At 58.2% G+C, this 25,678-nt stretch carries 22 protein-coding genes; 11 read left to right on the forward strand and 11 right to left on the reverse strand.

What is annotated here, in order from left to right:
* The first annotated feature begins 536 nt into the window (after positions 1-536).
* From DKW72_RS14500 to DKW72_RS14515, 4 genes are all read left to right on the forward strand, one after another.
* A complete protein-coding gene (locus tag DKW72_RS14500; protein ID WP_111643100.1) occupies positions 537-3,137 on the forward strand; it encodes an EAL domain-containing protein in 2,601 nt (866 codons plus the stop codon).
* Positions 3,138-3,351: 214 nt separating this feature from the next.
* Positions 3,352-4,836 carry an iron-containing redox enzyme family protein gene (locus DKW72_RS14505; RefSeq protein ID WP_198411375.1) on the forward strand — a complete coding sequence of 495 codons (1,485 nt, stop codon included), beginning with the start codon at positions 3,352-3,354 and terminating at the stop codon, positions 4,834-4,836.
* Positions 4,837-4,838: 2 nt separating this feature from the next.
* The gene (locus tag DKW72_RS14510) at positions 4,839-5,768 is read left to right on the forward strand and encodes a methyltransferase (protein ID WP_111643102.1); all 930 of its coding nucleotides are present in this window, start codon (positions 4,839-4,841) and stop codon (positions 5,766-5,768) included.
* A gap of 113 nt (positions 5,769-5,881) precedes the next feature.
* Entirely contained in the window at positions 5,882-6,253 is a 372-nt protein-coding gene (locus DKW72_RS14515) for a DUF4870 domain-containing protein (protein ID WP_111643103.1), read from the forward strand.
* Positions 6,254-6,308: 55 nt separating this feature from the next.
* On the opposite strand, the gene DKW72_RS14520 is transcribed toward DKW72_RS14515, so the two are convergent.
* Entirely contained in the window at positions 6,309-7,721 is a 1,413-nt protein-coding gene (locus DKW72_RS14520) for a family 43 glycosylhydrolase (RefSeq protein ID WP_111643104.1), read from the reverse strand.
* Between the two features lie 157 nt (positions 7,722-7,878).
* Here DKW72_RS14520 and DKW72_RS14525 point away from each other — a divergent pair, with 157 nt between their 5' ends.
* A complete protein-coding gene (locus DKW72_RS14525; RefSeq protein WP_157960508.1) occupies positions 7,879-9,138 on the forward strand; it encodes a GGDEF domain-containing protein in 1,260 nt (419 codons plus the stop codon).
* Between the two features lie 3 nt (positions 9,139-9,141).
* Here the strand turns inward: DKW72_RS14525 and DKW72_RS14530 are convergent, their stop codons facing one another.
* Positions 9,142-11,406: a HEAT repeat domain-containing protein gene (locus DKW72_RS14530; RefSeq protein WP_111643106.1), complete on the reverse strand. Its 2,265-nt coding sequence runs from the start codon at positions 11,404-11,406 to the stop codon at positions 9,142-9,144.
* A 173-nt stretch (positions 11,407-11,579) separates the two neighbouring features.
* On the opposite strand from DKW72_RS14530, the gene DKW72_RS14535 reads away from it, so the two are divergent.
* Positions 11,580-13,169, forward strand: coding sequence for an enolase C-terminal domain-like protein (locus DKW72_RS14535; RefSeq protein WP_198411376.1), 1,590 nt, complete (start codon positions 11,580-11,582; stop codon positions 13,167-13,169).
* Here the strand turns inward: DKW72_RS14535 and DKW72_RS14540 are convergent, their stop codons facing one another.
* The 9 genes from DKW72_RS14540 to ubiU form a co-directional block, all read right to left on the reverse strand.
* Positions 13,170-13,553 carry a putative zinc-binding protein gene (locus tag DKW72_RS14540; protein ID WP_111643108.1) on the reverse strand — a complete coding sequence of 128 codons (384 nt, stop codon included), beginning with the start codon at positions 13,551-13,553 and terminating at the stop codon, positions 13,170-13,172.
* A 104-nt stretch (positions 13,554-13,657) separates the two neighbouring features.
* Complete coding sequence (locus tag DKW72_RS14545) at positions 13,658-14,293, reverse strand: SCO family protein (RefSeq protein WP_111643109.1); 636 nt, start codon at positions 14,291-14,293, stop codon at positions 13,658-13,660.
* Positions 14,290-14,994 (reverse strand): formylglycine-generating enzyme family protein, encoded by a 705-nt coding sequence (locus DKW72_RS14550; RefSeq protein WP_198411377.1) that lies wholly within the window; start codon positions 14,992-14,994, stop codon positions 14,290-14,292. Before DKW72_RS14550 ends, DKW72_RS14545 begins: the two co-directional genes overlap by 4 nt.
* 38 nt (positions 14,995-15,032) lie before the next feature.
* Entirely contained in the window at positions 15,033-16,178 is a 1,146-nt protein-coding gene (locus tag DKW72_RS14555) for a multicopper oxidase domain-containing protein (protein ID WP_111643111.1), read from the reverse strand.
* Between the two features lie 20 nt (positions 16,179-16,198).
* Positions 16,199-16,597, reverse strand: coding sequence for a c-type cytochrome (locus DKW72_RS14560; protein WP_111643112.1), 399 nt, complete (start codon positions 16,595-16,597; stop codon positions 16,199-16,201).
* Between the two features lie 135 nt (positions 16,598-16,732).
* Positions 16,733-17,392 carry a TSCPD domain-containing protein gene (locus DKW72_RS14565; RefSeq protein WP_111643113.1) on the reverse strand — a complete coding sequence of 220 codons (660 nt, stop codon included), beginning with the start codon at positions 17,390-17,392 and terminating at the stop codon, positions 16,733-16,735.
* 12 nt (positions 17,393-17,404) lie between these two features.
* Positions 17,405-20,671: an LAGLIDADG family homing endonuclease gene (locus DKW72_RS14570; RefSeq protein WP_111643114.1), complete on the reverse strand. Its 3,267-nt coding sequence runs from the start codon at positions 20,669-20,671 to the stop codon at positions 17,405-17,407.
* A 27-nt stretch (positions 20,672-20,698) separates the two neighbouring features.
* A complete protein-coding gene (locus DKW72_RS14575) occupies positions 20,699-21,580 on the reverse strand; it encodes a U32 family peptidase (protein WP_111643115.1) in 882 nt (293 codons plus the stop codon).
* A gap of 3 nt (positions 21,581-21,583) precedes the next feature.
* Positions 21,584-22,582, reverse strand: a complete 999-nt coding sequence (ubiU, locus tag DKW72_RS14580) for a ubiquinone anaerobic biosynthesis protein UbiU (protein ID WP_111643116.1) — start codon at positions 22,580-22,582, stop codon at positions 21,584-21,586.
* Positions 22,583-22,657: 75 nt separating this feature from the next.
* Here ubiU and ubiT point away from each other — a divergent pair, with 75 nt between their 5' ends.
* The 5 genes from ubiT to DKW72_RS14605 all read left to right on the forward strand — a co-directional run bounded on the left by ubiT (position 22,658) and on the right by DKW72_RS14605 (position 25,626).
* Complete coding sequence (gene ubiT / locus DKW72_RS14585; protein WP_111643117.1) at positions 22,658-23,197, forward strand: ubiquinone anaerobic biosynthesis accessory factor UbiT; 540 nt, start codon at positions 22,658-22,660, stop codon at positions 23,195-23,197.
* Between the two features lie 188 nt (positions 23,198-23,385).
* Positions 23,386-24,120 (forward strand): MotA/TolQ/ExbB proton channel family protein, encoded by a 735-nt coding sequence (locus DKW72_RS14590; protein ID WP_111643118.1) that lies wholly within the window; start codon positions 23,386-23,388, stop codon positions 24,118-24,120.
* A gap of 31 nt (positions 24,121-24,151) precedes the next feature.
* Positions 24,152-24,496, forward strand: a complete 345-nt coding sequence (locus DKW72_RS14595) for an ExbD/TolR family protein (RefSeq protein WP_157960509.1) — start codon at positions 24,152-24,154, stop codon at positions 24,494-24,496.
* Positions 24,497-24,913, forward strand: a complete 417-nt coding sequence (locus tag DKW72_RS14600; protein WP_111643120.1) for an ExbD/TolR family protein — start codon at positions 24,497-24,499, stop codon at positions 24,911-24,913. It abuts the gene before it with no gap.
* Positions 24,910-25,626 carry an energy transducer TonB gene (locus DKW72_RS14605; protein ID WP_111643121.1) on the forward strand — a complete coding sequence of 239 codons (717 nt, stop codon included), beginning with the start codon at positions 24,910-24,912 and terminating at the stop codon, positions 25,624-25,626. The genes DKW72_RS14600 and DKW72_RS14605 overlap by 4 nt, the downstream gene beginning before the upstream one ends.
* Positions 25,627-25,678: the final 52 nt, after the last annotated feature.

A 25,678-nucleotide genomic window follows, 5' to 3' on the forward strand; every position in this document is an offset into this window, starting at 1 on the left:
TACTTTTAAATTTCAGCAACTTATAAACAAGAGAGCTGACGTATTGCCCGACTCTCTACTTTAACTGCACTGCTTTTTGAGCCCAGGCTCGGGATATATCTCCTGAAAAGCACGCATAGGTTGTTGATTCTACAGAACTATCGGTTTTTCCTTTATTGGTCATTATTGTGTCTAACGACTTGGGGTTCATCACCATCGGTACCTTGTGGTACGGCCTACCTATTACCAACGGGCCGTCAGTGTGTGGGGCATCGAACAGACTCCTGAGAGGGTTGGGCGCACGATATATCTTCGGTATATGTTCGCGTGATTCCCTACTGGCCCGCCTCCCCCGCGCGATCTTTTCAGCGGGTCGCGTTTCAATGCTTGGGCGCGCAACGCAGCAGACGGCTTCTATCGTTAATAGTCCCCCGTTCCTGAGGTGCGCGCAGGGGAAGCTCGGCTTCCAACTCTATTAGTCCATATCACCAGCGCAATAGGGTGTAGACTGCACTTTCAGAGTTTACCATTGAGGGCAAAGCGAGTGATTAGCTGTCATGCTATTTAGCGATCGGCAAACAGAGCTCAACCGGGTCCAGGACGCGTTGCGCACAAGCGAGGCGGAATTCCGGACGCTGGTTGAAACCATGCCTCAAATTGTGTGGGTTACCCGCCCCGATGGCTGGCATATTGACTTTAATCAATGCTGGCTCGATTACACGGGACTGACACTTGAAGAGAGCCTCGGGTTTGGCTGGAATCCGCCCTTCCACCCAGAGGACCGGGATCATGCTGCCAAGTTGTGGCTGCAAGCGACGACCAGCGGAGAACCCTATGAGATTGAGTACCGGTTGCGTCGATGGGACGGGGTTTATCACTGGATGCTCGGCAGGGCTGTGCCAATGCGCGATGCGGCAGGAAACATCGTAAAGTGGTTTGGCACTTGCACGGACATTGACGATCTGAAGCGAACTCAGGAGCGCCTCGATGAGGCCCAGCGCGTCGGCAAGATCGGGGATTGGGAATACAGTCTCATAACCGAACAATCAACCTGGTCCGAGGTACTGTATCAAATTTTGGGAAGAGACTGTCGGCTTGGTCCTCCCCAGAGCTTTCATGAGATCACGATGCTGTACGACTCTGAAAGCGCCGCGCTTTTGACTAAAATGATCAATCTGGGGACAACATCAGGTGAAAGTCAAAGATTTGACCTACAAACAAGCGAAGGTCCCAGTAAAGTATCCCATGTTCAGATAGTCGCGGTACCGAGAAAAAATGATCGTGGCGAGGTCATAGGATTCTTTGGCACGGTTCAGGACATTTCTGAACGAAAACAGGCCGAACTGGCGCTACACGCAAGGGCACAGCAACAACTACTTGTCGCCGCGCTAGGACGCTTTGCATTGTCTGCCGCGAGTCTCGACGAGGTGTATACGGAGGCGGCATCGACAGTCACGCAAGGTCTGAAAGTAGAGTTTAGCAGCGTTCTGCTACTGGATGGCCCCCAAAAACCTTTGGTACTGAAAGCTGGCACCGGCTGGAAAGCAGGCTGGATTGGGCACCAAGTCGCGGAACCAAAGGGGCAGACACAAACCTATCGGATCCTTACATCTCACGAACCCGTCATCATTCATGATTTCAGTGAGGATTCACAATTCACTCCGTCCGAGTTGCTCACTCATCATGGCGTTGTAAGCGGTGTCGATGTCTTGATTGGTGGCAATGAAAATCCTGTCGGCGTGCTGGGCGCTTACGCCACTAAGCCTCGCGAGTTTCCGGCTGATGACGTCGGTTTTATGCAAGGTGTTGCCAATATCCTCGGTGCCGCAGCCGAGCGCCAAAGAGCTAATGATCAGCTTAGCCATATGGCCCTTCATGACCCGCTCACAGACCTACCCAATCGATTGCTTCTAACCGATCGGCTCAACATAGCGCTGTCACACGCTCAGCGGCATGATGAACAAGTCGCCTTACTTTTCCTGGACCTGGACCGATTCAAACATGTAAATGACGTTTTTGGGCATGCACTGGGCGATCAGCTTCTCCATCAGGTTGCAAAGCGGCTGTGCCGCTGTGTGCGCTCCGGGGATACGGTAAGCCGGCAAGGGGGTGATGAGTTTATCGTGGCTCTTACGGGAATCAAGAAAGAACAAGATGCTGCTCTCGTTGCCGACAAGCTCCTCACTGTCATTGCCGCCCCATTTATTCTGGAGAAGACCGAAATTATCCTGGGCATAAGTATCGGAATTGCCTGTTTCCCCCGCAATGGAGAGGATGCGGGAACCTTACTGCGCAATGCAGATGCGGCAATGTACGTCGCCAAAGAATTGGGGCGTAACCGCTACCAGTTCTACGCACCTGAAATGAATATGCGAGCGCTGGATCGTCTGACCCTTGAAAGTGACTTGCATCGTGCTGTAGAACGTCACGAACTGTTTCTGATGTATCAGCCACAACTTTCCCTCAACACTGGCGAAGTACTCGGCCTGGAGGCCCTGGTCCGATGGCAGCACCCCTCCCGCGGACTTATTCCCCCTGACCAATTCATACCGATTGCAGAGGACTGCGGCCTAATCATACCCATTGGGAACTGGGTGCTGGAAACTGCCTGCACACAGCACGCTCGCTGGGTATCTCAAGGCTTGACGAAAGGGTCTATTGCGGTGAACATTTCAGCACATCAATTCCGCCAGGCTGATTTTTGTGATCGGATAAGCGAGGTGCTTTCACGCACAGGACTACAGCCCGACCTACTGGAACTGGAGGTCACGGAAGGCGTCGTCATGCAAAGTATTGACCAGGTCACCCAGACGCTCAAAGCACTTCGCGAATTGCAGGTCACGCTTGCCATAGACGACTTTGGCACCGGATACTCAAGTCTGAACTACCTGAATCAGTTTCCGCTCCATCGCCTAAAAATAGATCAGTCATTCACTCGGGAGCTGAGCGGCGAGCCGGAAACTGGAGCGATTGCCAGTGCGATCATTCAAATGGGACACAGCCTGGGGCTGGACGTGCTGGCCGAGGGGATTGAAACCAAAGAACAGGAAGGCCACCTCCAAGCCTTGGGCTGCAACGCGGGCCAAGGCTTTTTATACGCCAAGCCGCTTACAACGGAGAATTGCGAGGAATACCTTCGGGCTCGGACTCTGGATTAGGTAACGCCCCCAGGGATTACCCCAGACCCTTAGCAACATCCACGGCGGAGATGGTGCAACGTGCGCACGGATAGGCGGTCAGAGTGTGGGACATCGAACAGACTCCTAGGGTGGAGCGGTGCACGATAGACCTTCGGTGCTGATTGCGTTAAGAACGCCTTATGCTGCCGACCCATAGCATTTTGGCGAGCAAGCGGCATAGGGCGTAGAGATAATGTTTTCAGTACCACGTAAAGTTCTGCGAACGGCCTCCCCTTATCTGGCACCAGAGCAAGCGCGTAGCAGGCAACTCTACTTCGCGATGCTGGACGAACGCGGCGACAAAACGGGACGGATCGACGAACTGACACGCGCCACATCGCGCACCTTCCTGCTGAAACACCTGAGCGCGGCAGCGGCGATCGACACTGACTTTCCCGCCGACCTGCAGTCATTGCCTCACATTTTACGTCAGTCCCACAAGCATGCGGCCCAGGCTTACCGACACTATCTCGACCGGCGTCACGGCGGTGCACCCCGGAGCTATTTCAGCAGCCGCTCCCATGCAATGTACTTCCTTCGCGCCGTGGCACCCACGAAGCTCGTGGACGGCGCCTGGCTCTACGGCCTGTTGCAGCGTTGGCAGGACCCGCGGCTCGCGCCCCTTATCCAAACCTACCTCGAAGAGCTCGGCTGCGGCAATACGCTGCAAAATCATGTCCTGCTCTACAAGGGGCTGCTCGCGCGCTATGGTTGCGACAAGTGGCAGAACGGTCCCGAAGAGCATTTCACCCAAGGCACCGTGCAGCTCGCCCTGGCCCATCACGCGCACGAATTCTTGCCCGAGCTGATCGGCTACAATCTGGGCTACGAACAGTTGCCCCTGCATTTGCCCATCACTGCCTACGAGCTGAACGAACTCGACATTGACCCCTACTACTTCACCCTGCACATTACGATCGATAATGCCTCGACCGGGCACGCGCGCAAGGCCCTGCAGTGCCTGCTCGACTGTACGCCAAGCATCGGCAATGCCGCCGATTTTATTCGCCGTGTCGGGAACGGTTTCCGGCTCAATCAGGTGGGCGTGGGTACGCCTCAGGTCATTGCGTCCTTCGACCTCGAGCAAGAACTGCTGCGGGTTCTTGCCGACAAGGCGCTGGTCGGTGCGAACTTGCATTCTGACTACTGCCTGGTTGCGGGACGGTCAGTAAGCGACTGGCTTACTTCGCCGGGCGAGATTGCAGACCTGCTCAAGGCGCTCCAATCCGCCGGATGGATCCGGCGCGGCGAGAGCCCGGAGAAAAGCCGCTTCTGGCATCTGGTGACCGATAAGCAGGCACCCATGTTCGGCGTCTTCGACGGCTATGAGCAACAGCTTCTGCGGGACTGGATTCTGGCGGATACCGGGCAAACACCGACAGCACGTACCAGCAACCGGTTTCGCAGTCGCCCCAGGTTAGCAGATGTCGAAAAGACCACCGCCGTAGTGCCCGGCGATGCCAGCCTCGAACGCATTATTGCCCACCACGCCGATGCAGCACCGAGCCCCGGTAGCTGCCCGGACGTTGATGCGCTTTTCCGTCACTTGGCCAGGGCCGACACCAAGGCGAAGGCGTTCGCGGTGTTAGAAGGAATGCTCTCGCCAGGCAACCACCCGACGCCTGCAGGACTGGCAGCAACGAAGCTCTATACCGATCTTTTTCAGCAAGTGCTTTAACCATGAACGATGACCGCCTCCTGCGTCTGGCACTCGCGCTCAAAGCTACCGGCTATGCATTTACCACAGTAACACCGGCCACCCATGCGCGCGTCAATTCACGGCTGAAGAATGCCTGGGCGCGTAACAGCACAGATGTCTTCGGTTGGAGCCGACCCTTCAAGGCCGGGGTGATAGCACCTCAACTGTTCGAGGCGATGAGCGCCGCGGATCTGCTCAACCCCCACGGTGAAGGCTGGGTTTCGCGCGTGCGCGCGTCAACGCTACACGGGCAACTTTTCATCCACTCGGCTTATCCGACGACAGCCACCGACGCGATTTTCTTCGGACCGGACAGCTACCGTTTCGCAAACACGATTGCTCGCTATCTTTCCAGTGATGTATCCGTTCGGCGTGCCGTCGACATCGGCTGCGGCGCTGGCCCCGGCGCCGTGGTCGTAGCACTTGAACGGCCACACGCCGACGTGTTTGCGCTAGACATCAATGACATCGCCCTGCACTACACCGCCGTCAACGCCCACCTCGCCGGTACCGAACGCGTCGTCGCTCAGCACTCGGATTTGCTCAATGGCGTTGACGGAGACCTTGATCTGATCGTCGCCAATCCCCCTTATCTGCTCGATGCCCATGAGCGCAGCTACCGGCACGGTGGCGGCAGCTTTGGCGAAGGACTTTCTCTGGCAATTGCGAAGCTGGCCAAAACAAGGCTCGCCCCCGGCGGCTCGCTGCTGCTTTATACCGGCGCTGCCGTGGTCAACGGTACGGATCGGTTCCTCACGGCAGTCACTCCGAATTTCGCCGACTCTGGCCTACAGTGGCACTATCAGGAGCTCGATCCGGACGTGTTCGGCGAAGAACTGGCCGAGCCCGGCTATGCCGATGTGGATCGCATCGCAGCGGTTGTGCTCACCGCGCGCCGGCCCTGGTCGTGAAGATGCTCAGCGGCGTTCGCTGTCAATCGTGAAAAAACGGAACTATACTCGATCGGGTACCCATCGGTAGGAAGGTATTCGAACAACAACGATGATTGACAGGAGGCTACACCATGACAAACGATATTATCGAAGAGGCGACGGGCGCCAGAACGCCGATTTCAACGACAGACCAGGATGAAAAGAACATGGGCCTGATCACCTGGATTCTGACCCTGTTCTTTGGCTTTATTCCCGGCCTGATCATCTACTTCGTCAAAACCGACAGTGCCTACATTCGGGACCAGTCAAAGGAGGCGCTAAACTGGTCGATCACCGCCATCTTTGCCTATATCGTCGCTCTCATATTGACCGTGATTGTGATTGGCGTTTTTCTGATTCCGGTGATTGGCATCTGCCATCTGGTTTTCTGCATCATGGGGGCTGTTTCGACCTCAAAAGGTAACGGCTTTCGCGTACCCTTTGCAATTCGTCTGATCAAGTAAACGCAAAACCGGGCCGCACTGGCGGCCCGGCTCCTCTGTTTTTGAAAAATCGAGATCAATACTCGCGTTGCATCTGCCACCGCTGGTTGCTGGCGCCAGTACTCGGCCACTGCAGGATGTTGGCGTGATTTGCCGAACTCTGACCCTGTACATCCAGCACATGCCCGCTGAGCACTGACTGAATTTCCACGTAGCCACCGGTCACGGCATTGAACTGCCAGCGTTGCCCTGTACCGCCCCAATAATCCCACTGTGCGATGTTGGCGCCGGCATCGGTGCTGACATTCCAGACATCCAGGCCTTTCAGGCTCAGCGCATTGATGATGCTGTACTCACCGGTGCCCTGATCGATCACATACCATTTCTGATTCAAGCCACCCATAAAGTCAAACTGCACAACGTTGGCACCGTTGGCTGTCGACGCATACTCCACTTCCATACTCTTGCCACTGTGCTGCGCGGTAAAACTGTATAGGCCTTCAGTCACACCACCGCAACTTTGAATACTGGTGAAGTTGTCGGTAATCGTCGGCCAACCGTTGACGAAATTCATCATCTGAATATCAAGCTTGGAATTGCCATTGTCATTCAAATCGTAGTAGTGCGTAGACACATAGTTACAGCCATCCTGTTTCAGGATACCCACATGTCCCGGTCCCTTGCGGTTGCCCACCTCATTGGGGAACAGATTGCGTTCACCGGTATAGGGACCATAGACGCTGGTCGAGCGCGCCACCTGGATCTCGTACTCGCTATCAACGCCCAGACAGCAGCGGCCGCGCGTAAAAAACAGGTAATAGTAGTCGCCGTTGCGGGTGATATAGGGTGCTTCGATCGAGTCGTGACCACCGCCATAGATGTGTGTCACCGGTTCGGCGAGCATGCCGTTACTCTGGTTGACTTCCGCTACCCCAAGGCCGCCAAACCAGGAGCCGTAAGAGAAATACACACGGCCATCGTGATCGCGAAACACCGCGGGATCAATGGCGTTGATTTCATTGGAACCGCCATGGGATTGCACCACCATGCCCATGTCCTGCCAGCTCGGATTTTCCAGCGACGGCGTGCGCACTACCCCGATTGCCGAACGGGAGCTGCCAAAGGTGGAGACCGAGTAATAGACATAATAATAATCGCCCATCTGAATGGCATCCGGCGCCCAAAAGTGTCCTTCAAAGCCGGGCACCGCGTCATTGATCCAACTGGGCCAGGTTCCGACGGGGAATACCGTGCCGGGGTTGCCCCACTGAACCAGGTCGGACGAAGTGGAGTACCAGATGCCGTCGCCCGTGGTGAAGTGAAAGTAGGTATTGCCGTCACGCACCAGGGTCGAGGGGTCGTGGGAGTTGGTAATACCGGTGAGATCCAGCGCTAAAGCCGTGTTAACACACAGACTACCAAAAACAAGCGTGGCAAGAGCCAGCACCCGACGCAGCGGGCGCAGAGGGGTTTTAGTTGCTACTATCATGATAGAGACCTATATTATTGGTTATTGATACTATTATGTTATTATTATACAAATAATATAGCACACTTTTTGTTCAATGCCAGCGTTTGATAACGAAAGTGGTTTCCGCTATCATAATGTTGAATATTGCGCCAATCTCCCCGATAGAGGACCAGGCATGCCCCAATCCCCCTGGATCAGCCGGATACTCTTCAGCCTGGCGCTGGTGACTCTGCTGATTGCCGGCGCGTATCAGCTTCTGCCGGAAAAGCACTGGGAGTGGCTACCGGACACCGACATCGTTGCCCATATCTATGCCGACGAAATTCACGGCGGCAACAGCTCCGCCCAGTGGATTGATGAGGGGCAGATCCACTTTTCCTGCGAGCTTGAGCCCAACGACCGGGGCTTCCCCCCTTTTTGCGGCTTTCATGTCCATTTTGACACCCCCGAACGCCGGTCAGTGGATCTCAGCAACTACCAGCGGATGGTCGTCGACATCGATTATCAAGGCGGCAACGAAAAGCTCAGGCTCTACCTCAGCGAGTACGTCCCGGGCTTCTCTGATCCGGACGACCCCATCACCACGGCGACAACAAAATACCTGGGTGCCTATGCGCCCTCATCTGAAACCCAGACGCCGCTGACTCTCCATATGGACGAGTTTCTGGTAGCTGACTGGTGGGTCAATAACAACAATGTGCCGCGTCACCTGTCCACCCCCAGCCGCGAGAACGTCATGCTGTTCGGTGTCGATATCGCTCACCCCTCCACGTTGGGCCACCATCAGATCCGCCTCAATAGCGTTACCCTGATTGGCCCCTGGGTGTCGGCGGAAAATTGGTATCTGGGGATCGTGATCGCCTGGGCGACGTTGTTGGCAGCTGCCGGGCTTGGGCGCATCTATATACTGCGCCGCTACGCCTCAGAGCTACAGGGGGAGAAGGCTCGATTCCAGTCCCTGTCAATGACGGATCCACTGACCGGTTTACTCAACCGACAGGGGCTGACGAATTTTTTTGAGCAGAGCACCGACCTGGTCTGGCCCATGAGCCTGGTACTGGTGGATATTGACTACTTTAAACCGGTGAACGATACCTACGGGCACGAAGTGGGTGATCAGGTGCTCAGCCGGGTGGCGCAGGTGATCAATGCCCATTCCCGCCAGAGTGACCGTGCTACCCGTTGGGGCGGTGAGGAGTTTCTCCTGGTATTGCCGGGTGCCAACACCGAGGCCGCCTATCGCCTCGCAGAACGCCTGCGCCAGGCAGTGATGGCCATTCAACACCCAGAGCTCGACGGGCGCTCGGTCACGATCAGCATCGGCATCGCGCCCCTGCAGCAAGGTGAAGACTTCAAAGCGGCGTTTAACCGCGCCGACCAGGCCCTTTACGCCGCGAAGGGCCAGGGCCGGAATTGCGTGGTCTGCGCGGACTGATCGTTACCGGTGAGCGCCAACGGGGTCGATGTAAGCCTCCATATCGGTGCCGTTCAGATACTCTTCGATATTGGTGTAGCCGCTGCCGTTAAGATCGCCGTTGGTCGGCAACGGATAGGCGGGCGCCAACCCGAATTTCACCTGCCACCAGTCGGGCATGCCATTGCCGCTGGTATCGACCACGGTCAATGCCGGGCGCACGCTGGGATAGCCCCCCACGTCGCTCGGGTCGTCGATCAACTGTCCGCCGCGCGTGCGCACATCCTCGACAACACCGTCATCGTAGCGATCCCGGGGCCAGGCGCCCGACTCGTCCAGCACCCGCTCGAAGGCGGCGAGGGCCGAGTCTGTATGCACCAGACCGGTCTTGAAGGGTTCAAGCTGCCGGTAGTCGCCACCGGTTTCGCCGCGCACCAGACGCCACTGATCCTCCGGGATTTCGCCATCCAGCGCATTGTCGCTCCAGAAGGCCCGGGCGTGGGGCGAGGCTTCGTTAAAGCCGTAGCTCCCGTCACTGTTGGGGCCGGGCTTGAAGTAATTCCCGACAAAGTTGTAGCGGGAGATGGACTCGCGGTCGAAGTTGTCGCCCGAGTTCAGACCACCCCAGTTGTAATACACGTTATTGCGAAAATCGAACAGAGGTCCGACCGGATCATCCCGGTGGTTGACGTAGTTACCCGGACGCGGTGCGCGCGAGCGCTGGTGCGCCCAGAGGTTGTTGATAAAGCTGTAATAAGCGCCCTGGGCATAATCACGACGGCCCGGCCCAGCGCCGCGAACCAGTGAGCCATAACCCCGCTCGCCTTTGGGGTGACCGGCATTGACCAACCCGTGGGTGATAAAGCTGCGCTGAACCGTAATCCGGCCACTCTCCACCACTGACAGGGTCTCCTCCTTGGCCCAACTGGTGGACACCTGATCCACAATCACGTTATCACTCTCGCGCACGTTGATCGCCTTGGCACCCGAGGGTGCGCTGCCCCCGGGCCGGAAGCGCAGGTGACGCACAATCGCATCATGGGTGCCCAGGTGCGTGTGATGTCCGGCAATGGTAATCCCCTCCCCCGGTGCCGTCTGGCCCGCAATGGTAATGTAAGGATTGGTAATGGTGAGCGAATCCTGCAAATTGATCACACCGGCGACATCAAAAATCACGATTCGCGGCCCCTCGGCTTCCACCGCCGCACGCAAACTGCCGGGTCCGCTGTCACCCAAGTGGGTCACCCGCAGCACCTCGCCGCCGCGGCCACCGGGGGTCCACATACCGAACCCCTGGGCATCGGGAAAGGCTGGCAAGGCGGGGCGATCACTGCGCCAGCCACTGCCCGAGTAGTAAGCGGCGCCGGCGTTATCCGTGTCCGCCTGGTGCTCGGTCTGCTCAGCCCGGCGCTGAAAAGTGTCGCTTAAGCGCTGTCTCATCCCCGGACGACGATCATCCGCGTCGGCGCCGCGCGCCCTGGGCACGTCCGGGCCGATGACCCGGGGATCGTCAGCACCGGCACTGACCAGCGCCCGCCAGAGCTGCTCGCGCACCGCCGGGTGCGCATCCTCCGCCGACAGGCTCGCCAGAAGGTGGGTGACCGCATCCGCCGCAGCCGGGCCCGCGCGCTCCAGTCCTCGCGCAGCGATCAAGCGCTGATCCGTAGCCGAGGTATCGAGTAACCGTTTGAAAGTCGCAATCGCTTCGGGGGACTCGTAGCTGTGCAGTTCCAGCGCCCGCAAAGCCGCACGACGCACCTGGGCATCGGGGTCGGCACTGACAATATCGTTCATGAGTGCCGCAAACCGGGCCGGAGACTGAGTTTCAGCGCCGGCGGACAATACACGCACAGCAAAAAGGCGGATGCCCGGGTCACTGTGCTCGCGCGCGAGTTCCTGCAAGGCGCCTGGGGAGAGCCGCTCCTGTTCCAGTGCCCGCACAAATACCGGACCAATGCGCCAGCGATCATCGGGGGCCATATTGGTCAGGTTATCCATCAGCGCGGGCACCTGGCTCAGGGCTTCCGAGCCGGCGTGGTCCAGCAGCCGAGCCGCCGCGTGCCGGGCCGATACCGGCTGAGTCGCGTCCACCAGGATCTGCACCGCCAGGGGCAATGCCCGCTGGCTCAAGCTCGTCGACCAGCTCGACGCCTCGGTGGCCTCAACTTCCAGCGCGAAAATATCGTCGGCGACACCGGCAGCGGGTATCAATGTCGCTGCCAGCAACGCCGGCGCCAGCATGGTGCGAATCCGCCGGCGTAACGAAGGGTATGTCGGATGCTCTCTCATCAGAAACCTCTGTGTTATTTTTGGTTGAAAAACTTATGTAAACAGATGCGCGCCGCGATGTCACCTTCTCCCCGGCCCGGGCACGCCGCAGTTTTAAGTTATGTTAAGTTCTGTAGACGCCAAGTCCACCTGCTAGACTCTAGGTAACCCCGTACACAATGACAGGAGGCATTATGGTCACCATCGTCGACATTGATGTGCAAGCCATTGCCGCCCCGCCTACCGGCTTTGGCGGCGACGCGCGCAATATCGCCCAGGGCGGCCCCACCTACGCCAATGTGGTACTGGAAATCATCACCGATAAACCCGGACTGGTAGGCACCGGCGTTATTTTCACCAATGGTCACGGTCTGATGGAAACCTGTGGTGTGACCCGCAGTGTCGCCACACGCTTTCTGTTGGATAAAGACGCACCGGTTGACGTCGACCACCTGCACGAGAACGGCAACCTGGGGCGTTTGGGTCGGGCAATGCTGCAGGATTCCGACTATGCCTGGCTCGGGGGCGTGGGCATCTCGCGCATGGCGATTGGCGCGGTGATCAACGCCTTGTGGGATCTCGCCGCCAAATGCCAGGGGCTGCCCGCCTGGGAACTGATCGCGCGCATGGCACCTGCGGACCTGATCCAGTTTATCGATTTCGAACCCATCGCCGATGTGCTCAGCCCCGCCGAAGCCTACACGCTGCTTGAGGAAGCCCAGGAGGGAAAGGACGCGCGCATTGCCGACGTGTACGAGCGGGGCCTGCTGGCCTACAACACCGCAGGCTGGAGTGGCATCAGCACCGATGCACTGGTCAAGGAAACGGAAAAAATGATTCACGCCGGCTGGCCGCAGATCAAAGTGAAGGTCGGCTCCAGTTGGTCTGAACGACGCATTAACGCCCAGGCGAGTGACCAGCGTCTGGATCGGGAGGAGCTGGACCAAATGGCCCTGGCAGCCGCCGAGGAAGATGCCGAACGATTGATTCTGGTGTATGAAACCATCGACAAGGAAGACAGCCGCAGTACCAAAATGCTGGTGGCCGTCGACAGCAATCAGGTGTTCGATACCCGCTCAGCGATTGTGTTTATCAAGCACCTGGCCGAACGCCTCTATCGCGCCAATCCGCGTTACCAGATTGCCTGGTTTGAAGAACCGGCCAACCAGCACAGTGCCATCAGCCATGTCGCGATTCAGCAAGCACTCAACCGCGCCTTTGCCGATTACGATCCACCGCTTCGGGTCCCCATCTCCACCGGCGAGCAAGGCAGCTCACCGGTGGTGTTCAAAGATCTGCTGTTTGCGCCCGACTATGAGGGCAACGACAAACACTACGCCATTGACGTGATTCAAATGGATTATGCCCGGGTCGCGGGCATTTGCGACAACCTCGCGATACTGTTGCTCGCGATCAAGGCCCGGCGCGAGGGGCGCGATGTTCGTATCTGCCCGCACACCGGCGGTATTGGTCTGTGTGAAGGGATGCGTCAGGTTCAGGCCATCAAGCAGGCCCTGTTCGGGCGCGCCAACAACGCTGGCGTCGACGATATTCTCGAGTTTGTGGCCGAAGAGAGCCGCAGCGTGCACGAGGGGGTTTTCAAGAATCCGGCGATCGTCGAGCAGGGGTACTATCAAATGAACAAGACACCCGGCGTGGGGGTCGACTACACCACGGCAGGAAAAACAGATTATCTGTTACCGGAAGGCAAAGCGTGGCAAGCGCACGACGAACACCGCGCTCGAGCCCAAGCCTTTACTCTGAGCGGAAAGCGTTTTCAATAATCATGCACCCAGTACTTGTGTGGGGATGATTTCCAGCAATTGATAGGCCCTGGACAGGGCTCGGTGCTGCTCTCGCACGCTACAGCTTTCTCCGTTGCGCTTTTTGATGCCCATATCGGTGAGATCCATGTGCCAGGTCGGTTTTACCCCGTGGCGTGCGAGGGTTTCCCTCACACACGCGATCGGACAACCGTCTATGGCCAGAATCGGGCGGCCCGAGCGGGCGATCTTGACCAACCCTTTGACATCACCACCAACACCGGCAATGCAGGACATTTGAGCATGACCTTCGCGATCCATCACCACGGCCATATCATTGGCGAGCTGGGCGACATTGGAACAGCCGGAACAGGCGTAGACTAACGGTTTCTGAGTGCGGCTCATAGCAGCCCTCCTTATCTCCATCACGTCGAATTTGACAAGAAGGATGCTACGCCCAGCCTGGCAGCCGAGCGTTGACTTATATCAAAGCCGAGAGTCAACTACCCCTAGCGGGGTAAGCGCGCCAGCGCCTCAACGGCCTTGTGTGGACCCTGCGCCAACCCCTCCTGACGAAATACCAATTCGCCGCTGGCATCCAACACCGCAATCACATTGCTGTGATCGTAATTGCCCTCGGTTGTGCGCCGATAGCGAACCCCGAGCAGCGCCGCCCAGGTGCGGATATCCGCCGCCGAACCGCTGACAAAGTGCCACCCTTCACGGTTGGCCCCGTGCCGCTCCGCGAAAGCGTGCAGATGGGCCGCGTCGTCGCGCTCGTGGTCGAGACTGACCACCAACACCTGCGCGTCGGTGCCTTGGTCGGCGAATGCCGAATGAATCTGTTTGATGTCTTCCACCAGCACCGGGCAGGCCGTCGCACAGCGGGTATAGACCATGGTCACCAACACCGGCTGGCCGGCCAGCGTCGTCACCGGCAAGGTCCGGTCAAACTGATCCTGCCAGAGAATGCCACTTTGGTAGAGCGAATCTTCGCTGCTGACCTCCGCTGCCGCCATGGCGCTGTGGTCGTGGTGCGGGCAAGGTTCCTCGGCGCTGAGAAAATGTGGCGCGGCGAGCAGACCAAAACCAACCGCCAGGGGACCCAACACGCGCGCCGCGCAGAGGTATTGATTCATCATCATAACGCTGACTCCAAAGGATAAGCGCAGCGAAAACCCAGAGTGCTGGTAGTAGTTACCGGGGTATACCCGCTGCGCGACTGATAACGTAAAAACGTCGCGTAGTGTGCGGCGTCGTAGCTGGCCAGCAAGCGTGCGGTATCGCCGCAGGAGCCGCCGCCGAAATCGATCTGTTCACCGTTGCTGAGCAACAGTTGATAATCTTCCAACCATTCGTTGACCTGCCCGAGCATACCGAGGGTATCGATCGCCGTCTGATGGCGCTCGACCAGGGGCGTCTGGTTGTACCAGGCGAATACCAGACGGGCGTAAGCATCATCGGTGATCTGAGCCCGCGCGCGTAAATGCGCCAGTGCGTATTCCCACTGTTCGAGTGTGGGCAGCTGCCCGCCCTGCGCGTCGCAGTAGGCTCGCGCCGCAAACCAGGACACCCGCGTTACCGGGCGATCCTCGTCCTGTCCAGGCGTTGACGGCGACGACCAGTGGCGCAGGTAACCACCGTCGTGGAAAATCGCGGGAACCCGGTCCCGTTGCCAGCCGGGATTCGCCGCGACAAAGCCGGCAAACTGCGCCTCACTCACCGGGGCAGAGTCCAGTTTGAACGCCGCTACTGGCACCGTTCTCCGTTCCCGCTCTAGCAATACCGGCGAGGTAAAGTCCCCCGCCGGAATCACCACCGGCGCTGCGCCCGTCACCAAGGGCACGCATAAACTCGCAGCCAGTAATAACGGACGCAGAGCCATCAGCGTGCCCTCGGAGCGGCAATCAAGGCACCGGCAGCACCGCGCTCGGCATCGGCAAACTCGTGGTCCACCAATTTGTAGACGCCGGCTTCCGGTACGATAAACTCCATCACTGCACTGTTACTGGCGCCCAGCAAAACGGTCTGCATGCCCCGCCATTCATTCTCGACGTTACCCTCGTACCAGACCCGATCAAAAATCGCGCCGATCACATGAAAGCTGGAAGTATCACTGGGTCCGGCATTCAGGAAGTAGATCCGCACCCGCTCACCTTCAACCGCTCGCAGAGGTTCGTCCACCAGTGCCGACACATGACCGTTAAAGGTGACGTGACTGGGATCGCGGGCCATGGCCGCCTGGTGGTTATAGATGTGCCCGCTGCCGGTATCTTCCAGGTAGAACTCCGACTGCACAATCACGTATTCGCGATCCACCAGATGATCCGTGGGGAACCCGCCTCGAGGCGAAACCACCACGGCGCCGTACTGACCCATCGCGGTGTGCATCAGGACACTGGGCGTTCCGCAGTGATACATATAGACGCCAGGGTAGTTGGCGACCCATTCGAAGCGGATGGTCTCGCCGGGTGCGATGGTGCGCCATTTGTCGTCAGCCGCAACCGTACCGCTGTGGAAGTCCATGGAGTGTGGCATGGGGCTGATTGACGGCTGATTGTTCTGGTAGGGGTTGGCCGCCAACTGATGGAAGAAGGGCGAGCCGCCCTTCATCGGGTCGGTGACAATCACCTCCTCGTCCGAGCGGTTTTTCATGGTAAAGATCACCCGGTCACCCTCGCGCACATGCAGCGTCGGCCCCGGTACCGCACCACCGTAAGTCCAGGCGTTAAAGCTGACCCCCGGTGCCACTTCCACCTCCTGGGCAAAGGTATCAATACGTACCTCGTGGGTCCGGTTGCCGCTGTAAGTCAGTGGTTCAAGATGCGGCAACGCACTCAGGGTGTCACCTACCACCGCTGGACCCGTGTAGTCCTCACGAAACACTTCCGCCTCGGGCAAACCAAAGACCATGCCGTCGATCACAAACTCGTTGCCATTGGGCGTAGACGCCGCTTGCGAACAACCCACCAGCCCGACCACGGCCGCCAGCGCGGATGCTTTTATAACAGAACTCAGTAAAGTCGACATAACGACTCCTTAATAAGGGATTAACGAAGGGTTTTCACGTCGTCTTGCGCCAGGCGTTGCTCGCTCTCGCCCCAGCGCTCCATGATGTAATTCACAATGGCGGCCACTTCCTGGTCGCTGATATAGCCCATGGCGGGCATGGTGCCGTTGTAGCGCTGGCCGTTGACCTCAAGGGGACCACTGACACCCTGCACAATTGCCTCGGCGAGATACTGCGGGTTGTTATTGATGTTGTTATTGTTGGCTAAAGGCGGAAAAACGCCGGGGATACCGTCGCCGGATGCCTGGTGACAGGCTTGACAATGGCGCGCATAGCCCGCCTTACCCGGGTCGGCCAATGTCGGAGCAGCGAAACCCAGTGCAAACAAGAGCGCACTGGCAATAAGGAACAGACGAGGAAGGGAAACACACAAACACATAACCCACACCTTTTTCCAGGGAATTATGCAAGCCGGTTTGCGCGCAAAAAAAAGGCCTGCAAGCGAATAACTTGCAGGCCAGCCGTCAGGGCATCAAAGAGACGTTCAGGGGGTCAAAAAAGTCTTTTCTCATCACTACTGACATTTGGAATTTCCGCAGCTCAAACAGGTTTTGCAGCCATCCAAAACAATCACTGCTTTGGTATGACATTTTAAACACAGTTCCGAGCCCGGCGGATATCCACCTTCACTGGTAGAGACACTATGCCTTTGTTCGTACTCCTTGCGCTTGTCAGCCAGTACCTGCTTCTGAGCATCAGAGAGTACCTCTTCCTGGATAAGGCCGATAAACTTGAGGTGGGTTTCAATGGCATCACCAATTTCCGCCACCAAGGAAGGCATGAAACGCCCCCCCGATTTGAAGTACCCCCCCTGGGGATCGAACACCGCCTTCAACTCTTCCACCAGAAAAGTAATGTCGCCGCCCTTGCGAAACACCGCCGAGATCACCCGCGTCAACGCCACGACCCACTGGAAGTGTTCCAGGTTCTTGGAGTTGATAAAAATCTCAAACGGCCGGCGCTGCTCGTGGTCGGTGCCCGGATTGAGCACCGCATCGTTGATGGTGATATAGAGCGCATGGTCTGACAGGGGCGTTTTGATTTTGTAGGTAGATCCCTGAAGAATCTCCGGGCGCTCCAGCTTCTCGTGCATATGCTCAATGGGTGTGGGCTCGGGCACAACCGGCTTCTTAACACTGAAGCCGGTGATTTTCTTGTCAATGGTAACGGTCATGGCAGGCTCCTGTTAAAATTTACCGTAGTAGCCTTCTTTCAAGGCGTCGTAGAGATTCGCAGCGGTATGGGTCTCGCCGTCGTAAACCACCGGCTCATTGCCCTTGAGTTCCACCTTGGCGCCGTCCTCAAGCTCAAATACGTAGACGGTGTTCTCCAGGTCCTGCTCTTTTACCAGAACACCCTGGAAGGCTTCCGGGTTGTAGCGGAACGTGGTACAGCCCTTGAGACCCTTTTCATAGGCATACAGGTAGATGTCCTTGAAGGATTCATAAGGGATATCGGTCGGTACGTTGATGGTTTTTGAGATCGAGGAATCCACCCACTTCTGTGCCGCCGCCTGGACATCCACATGCTGCTCCGGGTTGATCTGGTCACTGACCACAAAGTAATCCGGCAGGCCGGTTTCACCCGCTTGCGGGTAGGGTTTGGCATTGGCGTCGATCAACTGGCGGTAGCGCAACAGCTCGTAAGAGAACACATCCACTTTCTCCTTGGATTTGCGCCCGGCACGAATCACATTGCGCGCGTAGTGATGGGCAAAGCTCGGCTCAATACCATTACTGGCATTGTTCGCCAACGACAGCGAGATAGTACCCGTGGGCGCAATAGAGCTGTGGTGGGTAAAACGACTGCCGTGCTCGGCGATGGCCGCCACCAGTTCCGGCGCTTCGTCAGCCAACTGCTGCATATAGCGACCGTAGCGGGCCATCAACACCTTGCCCGGCACCTGGTCACCTACCTTGTACGCTCGCCCCAGTTCCGGGCGCTGCGCGATCAGCGCGGGCGTAATCTCGAACCGTTCCTCCATGATAGGCGCGCCGCCTTTCTCTTTGGCCAGAGCCACACCCTCTTCCCAGCCCGCCAGTGCCAGTTCTTTGCTGACCTGCTCTGTGAAAGCTACCGAGGCCGGACTCCCGTAGGGAATACGCAACATCGTCAAGGCCGAACCGAGCCCGAGAAAGCCCATACCGTGGCGACGCTTGCGGGTAATTTCCTCCCGCTGCCTGGGCAGTGCCAGGCCATTGATCTCCACCACATTGTCGAGCATCCGGGTGAAGACCCGCACCAATCGCCGGAACTTCTCCCAGTCAAAGGTGGCATGTTCGGTAAATGCCTGAGCCACAAATCCTGTCAGGTTTACCGAGCCCAGCAAGCAGCTGCCGTAGGGCGGCAGCGGCTGTTCGCCGCAGTTGTGGGCATGCAGGCCATTGGCATCGAAGGTATTGACTCCCGGCACCTGCACATCGAAGACCGGCAAATCTCCGACATCGATCAACTGGCAAACGCGTGCGACAAAACGCTCCTTGTTCAGCGCCCGTCGGTATTCGGTCAAAGATTGTTCCAGGCGAGCCTGTTTCTCGCGGTCGGCAAAACCCACTTCCCGCGCAAACACCGCCAGGTTGTCCCCGGCAATGACCAGCTCATGCTGTGCCTTAATCGCGTAATCAGCCTGACCGCCTTTGCCGTCGGGCAGTCGCTGAGGACCGGCCGGACGACGCTCACGGTATAGCCTGCTATTGATACCCAAACGCAATAACATTCGCTGAACAGTCGCCAAGCGCTCGACGTCCGACTGAGCCAAGCGCACACTCACACCCTTGACTTGTGTGCCCTGAACAGAACCGTCAGCATCAAAGAAGCCCCGCAAGAAGCCCCGATAGCAATCGCTGGATGCGGCTTCGATAACCGGGGTAATCACTTTTTGCCTCGGACGCATCCCCACGTCGAGGGCAAGGTGCCTGAGCGCAGCGAGCTTCAGCCGGTACTCGCCGCGCCCTGCTACCGGCATCCAGCCCGCAAAATCCGCTCGTTGGGGCAGCGTCGCCACGCACCGACTGATTTCATTCATTACTGACGAGTCGAGACCCGCCCTGCCGTTCACCTGCTGAGCTTGCGGCCACACCGAGAGGATTGCGGCATCCTGCTTGAGGGTTCCGTCGCCTACCAATGCACCCAAGAGGTAGCCCTGCTCATAGCTGTAGTCGCCGGGCCAAGCGCTGTTACCCCTGTGATTGTTAAGCAGAACCTCATCGCCGGGTTGCAACTCCCGGGCAGGTGTCCACTCCGTTTCCAGACGCCATCGGGTACGCGCAGTGACCTTACGCACCCTGTGATCTTCGGTGAGCTGGAGCTGGTGTCCGTCCTCTGTTAACAGACATTTAACGCTCTTGACTCCCGTTTGGAAAAATCCCTCAGGGCCACTGGCATGATCCACACCATCGACGCGGGCACGAAAGGGCGAACCCAATAGCTGGTGTACCTGGCGTGGACCATCGCTGGTGTGTACCCAAGTGTCAGCCGTTACGCAGGGATTGGTCGCCCGGATGGTTTCGCAATACCAGTTGTTGTTCCATTCATTCACCCGATCAATCAGGATAAAGCCGGGCTCGGCGTAATCGTAGGTGGAACGCATGATCTGGTTCCACAGTTGTCGGGCCGGTAGACGCTTGTAGATTTTGCAAGCCACCTCACCTTCGGCATTACGCAGGTAGTGAGGCCCCAGGTGGTCCAGTCGGCGCCAGGTAACCTGATCGACGTCCGCCAGATCCAGTTGTTCACGAGCCTGATCGCGTTCGGTCAAAGGAAAGGACAGGCCCCAGGTGGCGTCGGCCTTGACGGCTTGAATGAACTCGTCGGTAATCAGCAGCGACAGATTGAACTGACGCAGGCGACCATCTTCGCGTTTGGCGCGGATAAATTCCGCCACATCCGGGTGATGGATGTCGAAGGTGGCCATTTGCGCACCGCGCCGACCGCCAGCAGACGAAATGGTAAAACACATCTTGTCGAAGATATCCATAAACGACAGCGGACCCGAAGTGGTCGCACCCGCACCCGCCACGTAGGCGCCTTTTGGGCGTAGCGTGGAAAACTCATAACCGATGCCGCATCCGGCCTTGAGTGTCAGGCCCGCTTCGGTATTTTTTTCCAGAATATCAAGCATGGAATCTTCGACGGTGCCCGACACCGTGCAGTTGATCGTGGACGTCGCCGGCTTGTAGTCCTGGGCACCGGCATTGGAGACAATACGTCCGGCGGGAATGGCGCCGTTCTCCAGTGCCCAGAGAAACTCCTTGTGCCAATGCGCTTTGCGCTTGGGCTCGATATCCGACAGCGCTTTGGCCACCCGCGCCCAGGTGGCGTGCACGTCCCGATCCACGGGCTCGCCTTTATCGTCTTTAAGCCGGTACTTGCTATCCCAGATTTCCTGAGAGGTCGGTTGCAGATCCAGCAGCGGCTGCTCGACGGCTGTGCGTGGTTTTTCCTCGGATGTCATAGCGTTTCCCCTGTCAATTGTTGTTGGTTATGCGGTTTCTACCTGCTCGATACCGGCCAGTTTGAGCCAGTAACCATTACTGTCATTGGGTTCCAATGCGACCGGGCATTCACCCCCGCTATTGGCATGGAAGCGCGCCAACCAGTCGAAGGTGCCCTCTGCCTGGGGGCTCAAACGAACACAATCCACCAGGCCCGCCATACTGGGTAACTCGTTGATCAGGTTGTAACGGCTGCCAGACTGCGTCTGAATGCCGTTGAGCGTAAAGAGCCGCTGCCCTTCCTGATTGTGCACAGCTTTACCGTCCGGGTAATCTATGCAGCAAAGTCCGCACTGATCCTTGGGTCGGTTCTCCGAGCGCGCGGTAAAGCAGCGCGCCGACCAGGCCAGCGGTAGATGTCCAAAGGCAAAAACTTCGACCTCAAACGCCGAGCGAATATCCTGCACCTCAGGCTGATCTAACAGCTCGGCCAACCAATCGCGGGACAGCTCGACCGGCATGACCCAGCGCTGCATGCCCAAGGTCGCCAGCTTTTTCAATGTTCTTGGGTTATAGCAGTTGATCGCCGGCCCGGCGACAAAGGGCAACCCCTGCTCATGCAGCAGACCCACGGCGCCAATGTCATTGGCCTCCACCGTAAACTCGCCGTTATCGCAGTGGCGACGCAGCTCTCTCAAGTCTGCCGGCGACTCCAACAAGGTCATGGTGGACAGCACCACCGTTTTACCGGCTTCGCGCAACTCGTGTGCCACTGCCAGATAATCGGGCAAGCGCCACTCCCGACGCTTGGGACAGACGGTCTCGCCCAGATACACTACCTGCGCCGGGGATGCCGCCACCTGTGTATAGAAATCTCGCATCTTCTGTGCCGACCAGTAATACAGGACCGGCCCCAAAGCAAATTGCATGACCTACCTCCAACGTCGATGATAAGCACCCAGCGTTGTCTGGCTGCCCTCAGACAAACCCGCCAACTGGGTATTCCAGGCCTCAGCCACCTGATAGTTGTGCGGGTCCGCGAGCACCCGATCAAGAGCCGCACGCCACACCTGGGTCACCTGCGCCACATAGGCCGGACTGCGTTGTCGACCCTCAATCTTTACCGCTTTGATGCCCTCCTGGTGCAGCTGGGGCAACAACGCCAGCGTGTTCAAACTGGTGGGTTCCTCGAGCACGTGATAGCGTTCGCCGCCGGATTCAAAACGCCCTTTGCACAAGGTCGGATAGCCGGCGTTTTCGTCTTTTTCGAAGCGATCAATCAAAATGCCGTTAAGCCGCGATTCCAACTGGCCATTGGGCTTTTCCTCCCAGCGCACAAACTTGGCGGGCGAACAGGCCCCTGCGTTATTGGGCGACTCCCCGGTCATATAGGAACTGAGATAACAACGCCCCTCGGCCATGATGCACAGACTGCCAAAAGCAAAAACCTCCAGTTCAACTGACACACTGCGCGCCAACGCCGACACCTGGGGCATGGACAAGACCCGGGGCAAGACCACACGGCTGACCCCGAACTGTTGCTGATAAAAATCAATGGCGGCGACGTTGGTTGCCGATGCCTGCACGGACAGGTGTAACTCCACCTCCGGATAACGCTGATGGGCATAATCCAGAACCGCTATGTCGGCAATGATCAATACATCCGCGCCGGCGCGCACAGCGTGATCCACCGCCTCCTGCCAACGCTTCCAGTGGCCGGGGTGGGCAAAGGTATTGATGGCCACATGCAACCGGCGGCCCTGACGATGGACCTCGGCGGCGGCCTCGGCCAACCCCTGGTCATTGAGATTGAGCCCGGCAAAATGGCGCGCATTGGTCTCGCCTTTGAGACCCACATAGATGGCATCGGCACCGTGTTTCAGCGCCGCCTTCAAGGCTGGCTTACTACCAGCGGGACACAATAACTCCATAGCTACCTCTCTCAGGTGATTAACGCCCGCGAAAACACTTTGCTAGTATCACTGCTCCCCAGGAGGCTCTGAACAATGACCCAGTCCACGAACATGACCCGCACAATTCTCGACGCCGTCCCCGCCCTGACAAAAGTGCTACTCAAACCCCTGCCGAAACGGCTGACGGCGCAAACACTCAGCCAGCTCTTCAACACCCTGTTCAAACCGGACATCCGCGACGGTCAGCTCGACTTTCTCGCCGGTCGTTGGTTGGCGATAGATGTGCCGGACCTGGCACTACACTTTTCCCTGACACTGCTCAACCGGCGACTGGTGGTGGAAACAGCGCCCTCCACCCCGTGTGACGTTCGCTTCAAAGGGGACCACCGGGGCCTGGCCCTGATGCTCGCGGGCCGAGTCGACCCCGATACCCTGTTCTTTCGTCGCTTACTGAGCGTCAGTGGTGACACCGAATTGGGCCTGGCAATCAAGAACTTTCTCGATACTCTGGAGCCGGAACAAAAACTGCCTCGGCCCTTCTACCGGCTGCTCAGCCACTATGCAGATCAACTGGAGAAAAGCTCAAATTCACCCCATCTTGTACCCGCAAGCCCAGCAAGCAACAACATGTAGGGTATGGTACGGATCAGACGCGCTTTGTTTCTGATCCAGATCAAATAAAGGCTACCGCTACCCACAGAGGGCTAACCACAACAAACAACATTGATTATCATTTGATAACGAAAAACGTTTTCGGTATGATATTGGTTCTTATTAGTGTGCTTATCCCCCTCTTGGCACCGGTCAACCGAGGAGTCGCCATGAACGATGCCACCGCTTCCCTCACCCAGGGAAACACCCTTCAAAACCTCGCTGAGATGGGCGGGCCGGTGATTCTGGTCCTGCTGGCCATGTCTGTGATCGGTTTGACAGCGGCGCTCTACTCCTTGGTACTAACCCTGCGTTCAGCACCCAGAGCAACCGCTCGGGTTCAGGAGGCAACCCGTCTGTGGAGCGACGGACAGGGCCAGGCGGCACGAAGCGCGCTCACCTCCTGTCGCAACACCATGGCGGAGCTGGTAAGCGCTGCAATGGACGGCCGCCAGCAGGGTCGCAACGAGCAAAACCTGCGGGAAGAGCTGGCCCGTCGGGTCCAGCGAGTTATCGCCCCCTTTGAGCCACCGTTAAAACTGATGGAAGTGATCGCCGCCCTCGCCCCGCTTCTGGGCCTGCTGGGCACAGTCTTGGGGATGATGACCGCCTTCCAGGTAATGGCATCCACCGCCGGGCAAGCCGATCCGGGACAGCTGAGTGGCGGTATCTATGAGGCCCTGTCGACCACCGCCGCCGGCCTGATTGTTGCCATTCCCTTTGCGGCCATTGCCGCCTTGATGGAATTCCGCTTGCGACGCCAACAAGAGATGTTGAACGACTACCTGGTGCGCGTACTTCAGGCCCCGGTCCCCGGCGATCTCCCCGACCCGAGCGCACAAGTGGGCGCCGAGCAAACGACGCCCGCCGCGAAGGCCGACCGCCCGCTCTATGCAGCTCGTTAAACCCCGCCCCGTCAAGCGACTGCCGATACGGATGACACCACTGATCGACGTGGTGTTTATTCTGTTGATTTTTTTTATGCTCGCCTCGCGTATGACCCCCTTTGGTCTTATCAATCTGGACACCGAAGTCGCACCCGGTGAACCCCAGACCACCCAGATACCCGACCTGCTGCATCTGCATATTGCAGTGAGTGGAGAGCTGTTATTGGACGGCAACAACCAGAGCGCCGAACAAGTGCGTGCCGCCCTGACACAGTTTTCCGGTGAGCGCGTGCGCATCAGCACCGATCCGGAAACACCGCTATCGGCTTTTACCTTGTGGCTGGGGGAAGTCCGCGCTCAGGGGCTCGAACCTCAGTGGCGCAGGGAGCCTTGAATGAAGTACGACTCGCTCATCATCCCGGAACTGGACCACCCCAGCCTGCTCGACCGGATGGAGTCCAGCCTATTGCCGATGATCAACATCGTGTTCTTGCTGCTGGTGTTTTTTATGCTGGCCGGGGTGCTGATGCAAGACCAACTGCCGGACCTGCCCCGCAGTGAGGTCCGGGAGGCCGAGCGCCTGTCCGGCGCTGACCTGATTGTCCACAGCGACGGCGCCCTGAGCTGGGCCGGACAGGCCATCGAGCGTGATCAACTGAACGCCCTGCTACCGGATTACAACCCGGAGGAACGGCTGGTGGTTGCCGCCAGTGGCGAGGTCACCATGACTCAGTTGGAGACGCTCTTGCAGCGCTTGGGTCAGGCGGGGCACCCGGACATTATTCTGCTGTCAGACCCGGTTGCGCCATGACCGAACAACAGCGGCATCTAACCCTCGCGTTATCCCTGCTGACCGCCGTCTCGGTACACGCCCTGTTACTGGGGCTGTCGCCGCGTCAAAGCCAGGAGCTGACAGCGGGCACCCCTCAGCCAAAAGGGTATGTGGTGAGCACCGCCAGCCCGCCCCCAAGCCCGGCCGCGCAAGAGAGGCGCGAGGCACTGCCGGAGCCTGAACCAGAACCAGAACCAGAACCGGAAACGGAGCCTGAGCCAGAACCAGAACCAGAGCCGGAGCCAGAACCCGAACCGACGCCAGAACCAGAACCAGAACCAACGGTTGAACCCCAAGACACCGATACCGATGCACAGGCGCACATCGCCGAGGCCATCGAACTTCCCGTCGGTGACCCGGAGGAGTCCCTGGGCACCGTGGACCTGGCAGCCAGCAGCCACGATGCCGTCCCCGCCTACCTGGCGGAGTTGGCACAGCATCTGTTCCGCTACCATCAATACCCTCGCCAGGCCCAACGACTCCGCCAACAAGGCGAGGCCAACGTGCTGCTCGAGATCAACCGACAGGGCGAAGTAATCAGTGCCCGTCTGGTAGACTCCAGCGGCCACAGCCTTCTGGACGAAGCGGCGCTGAACATGATCGAACGCGCCGACCCGGTACCGCCGGTACCGGACACGCTCACTGGCCAACGCTTTGTGATCGAAGTCCCCGCCCGTTTTAATCTGCGCTAATCAGGCGCGCACAAAAAAACGGCCCTGCGTCTCCGCAAGGCCGTTCTCGTCA

The sequence above is a fragment of the Marinimicrobium alkaliphilum genome (assembly GCF_003259155.1).
Lineage (GTDB): Bacteria > Pseudomonadota > Gammaproteobacteria > Pseudomonadales > Cellvibrionaceae > Marinimicrobium_A > Marinimicrobium_A alkaliphilum.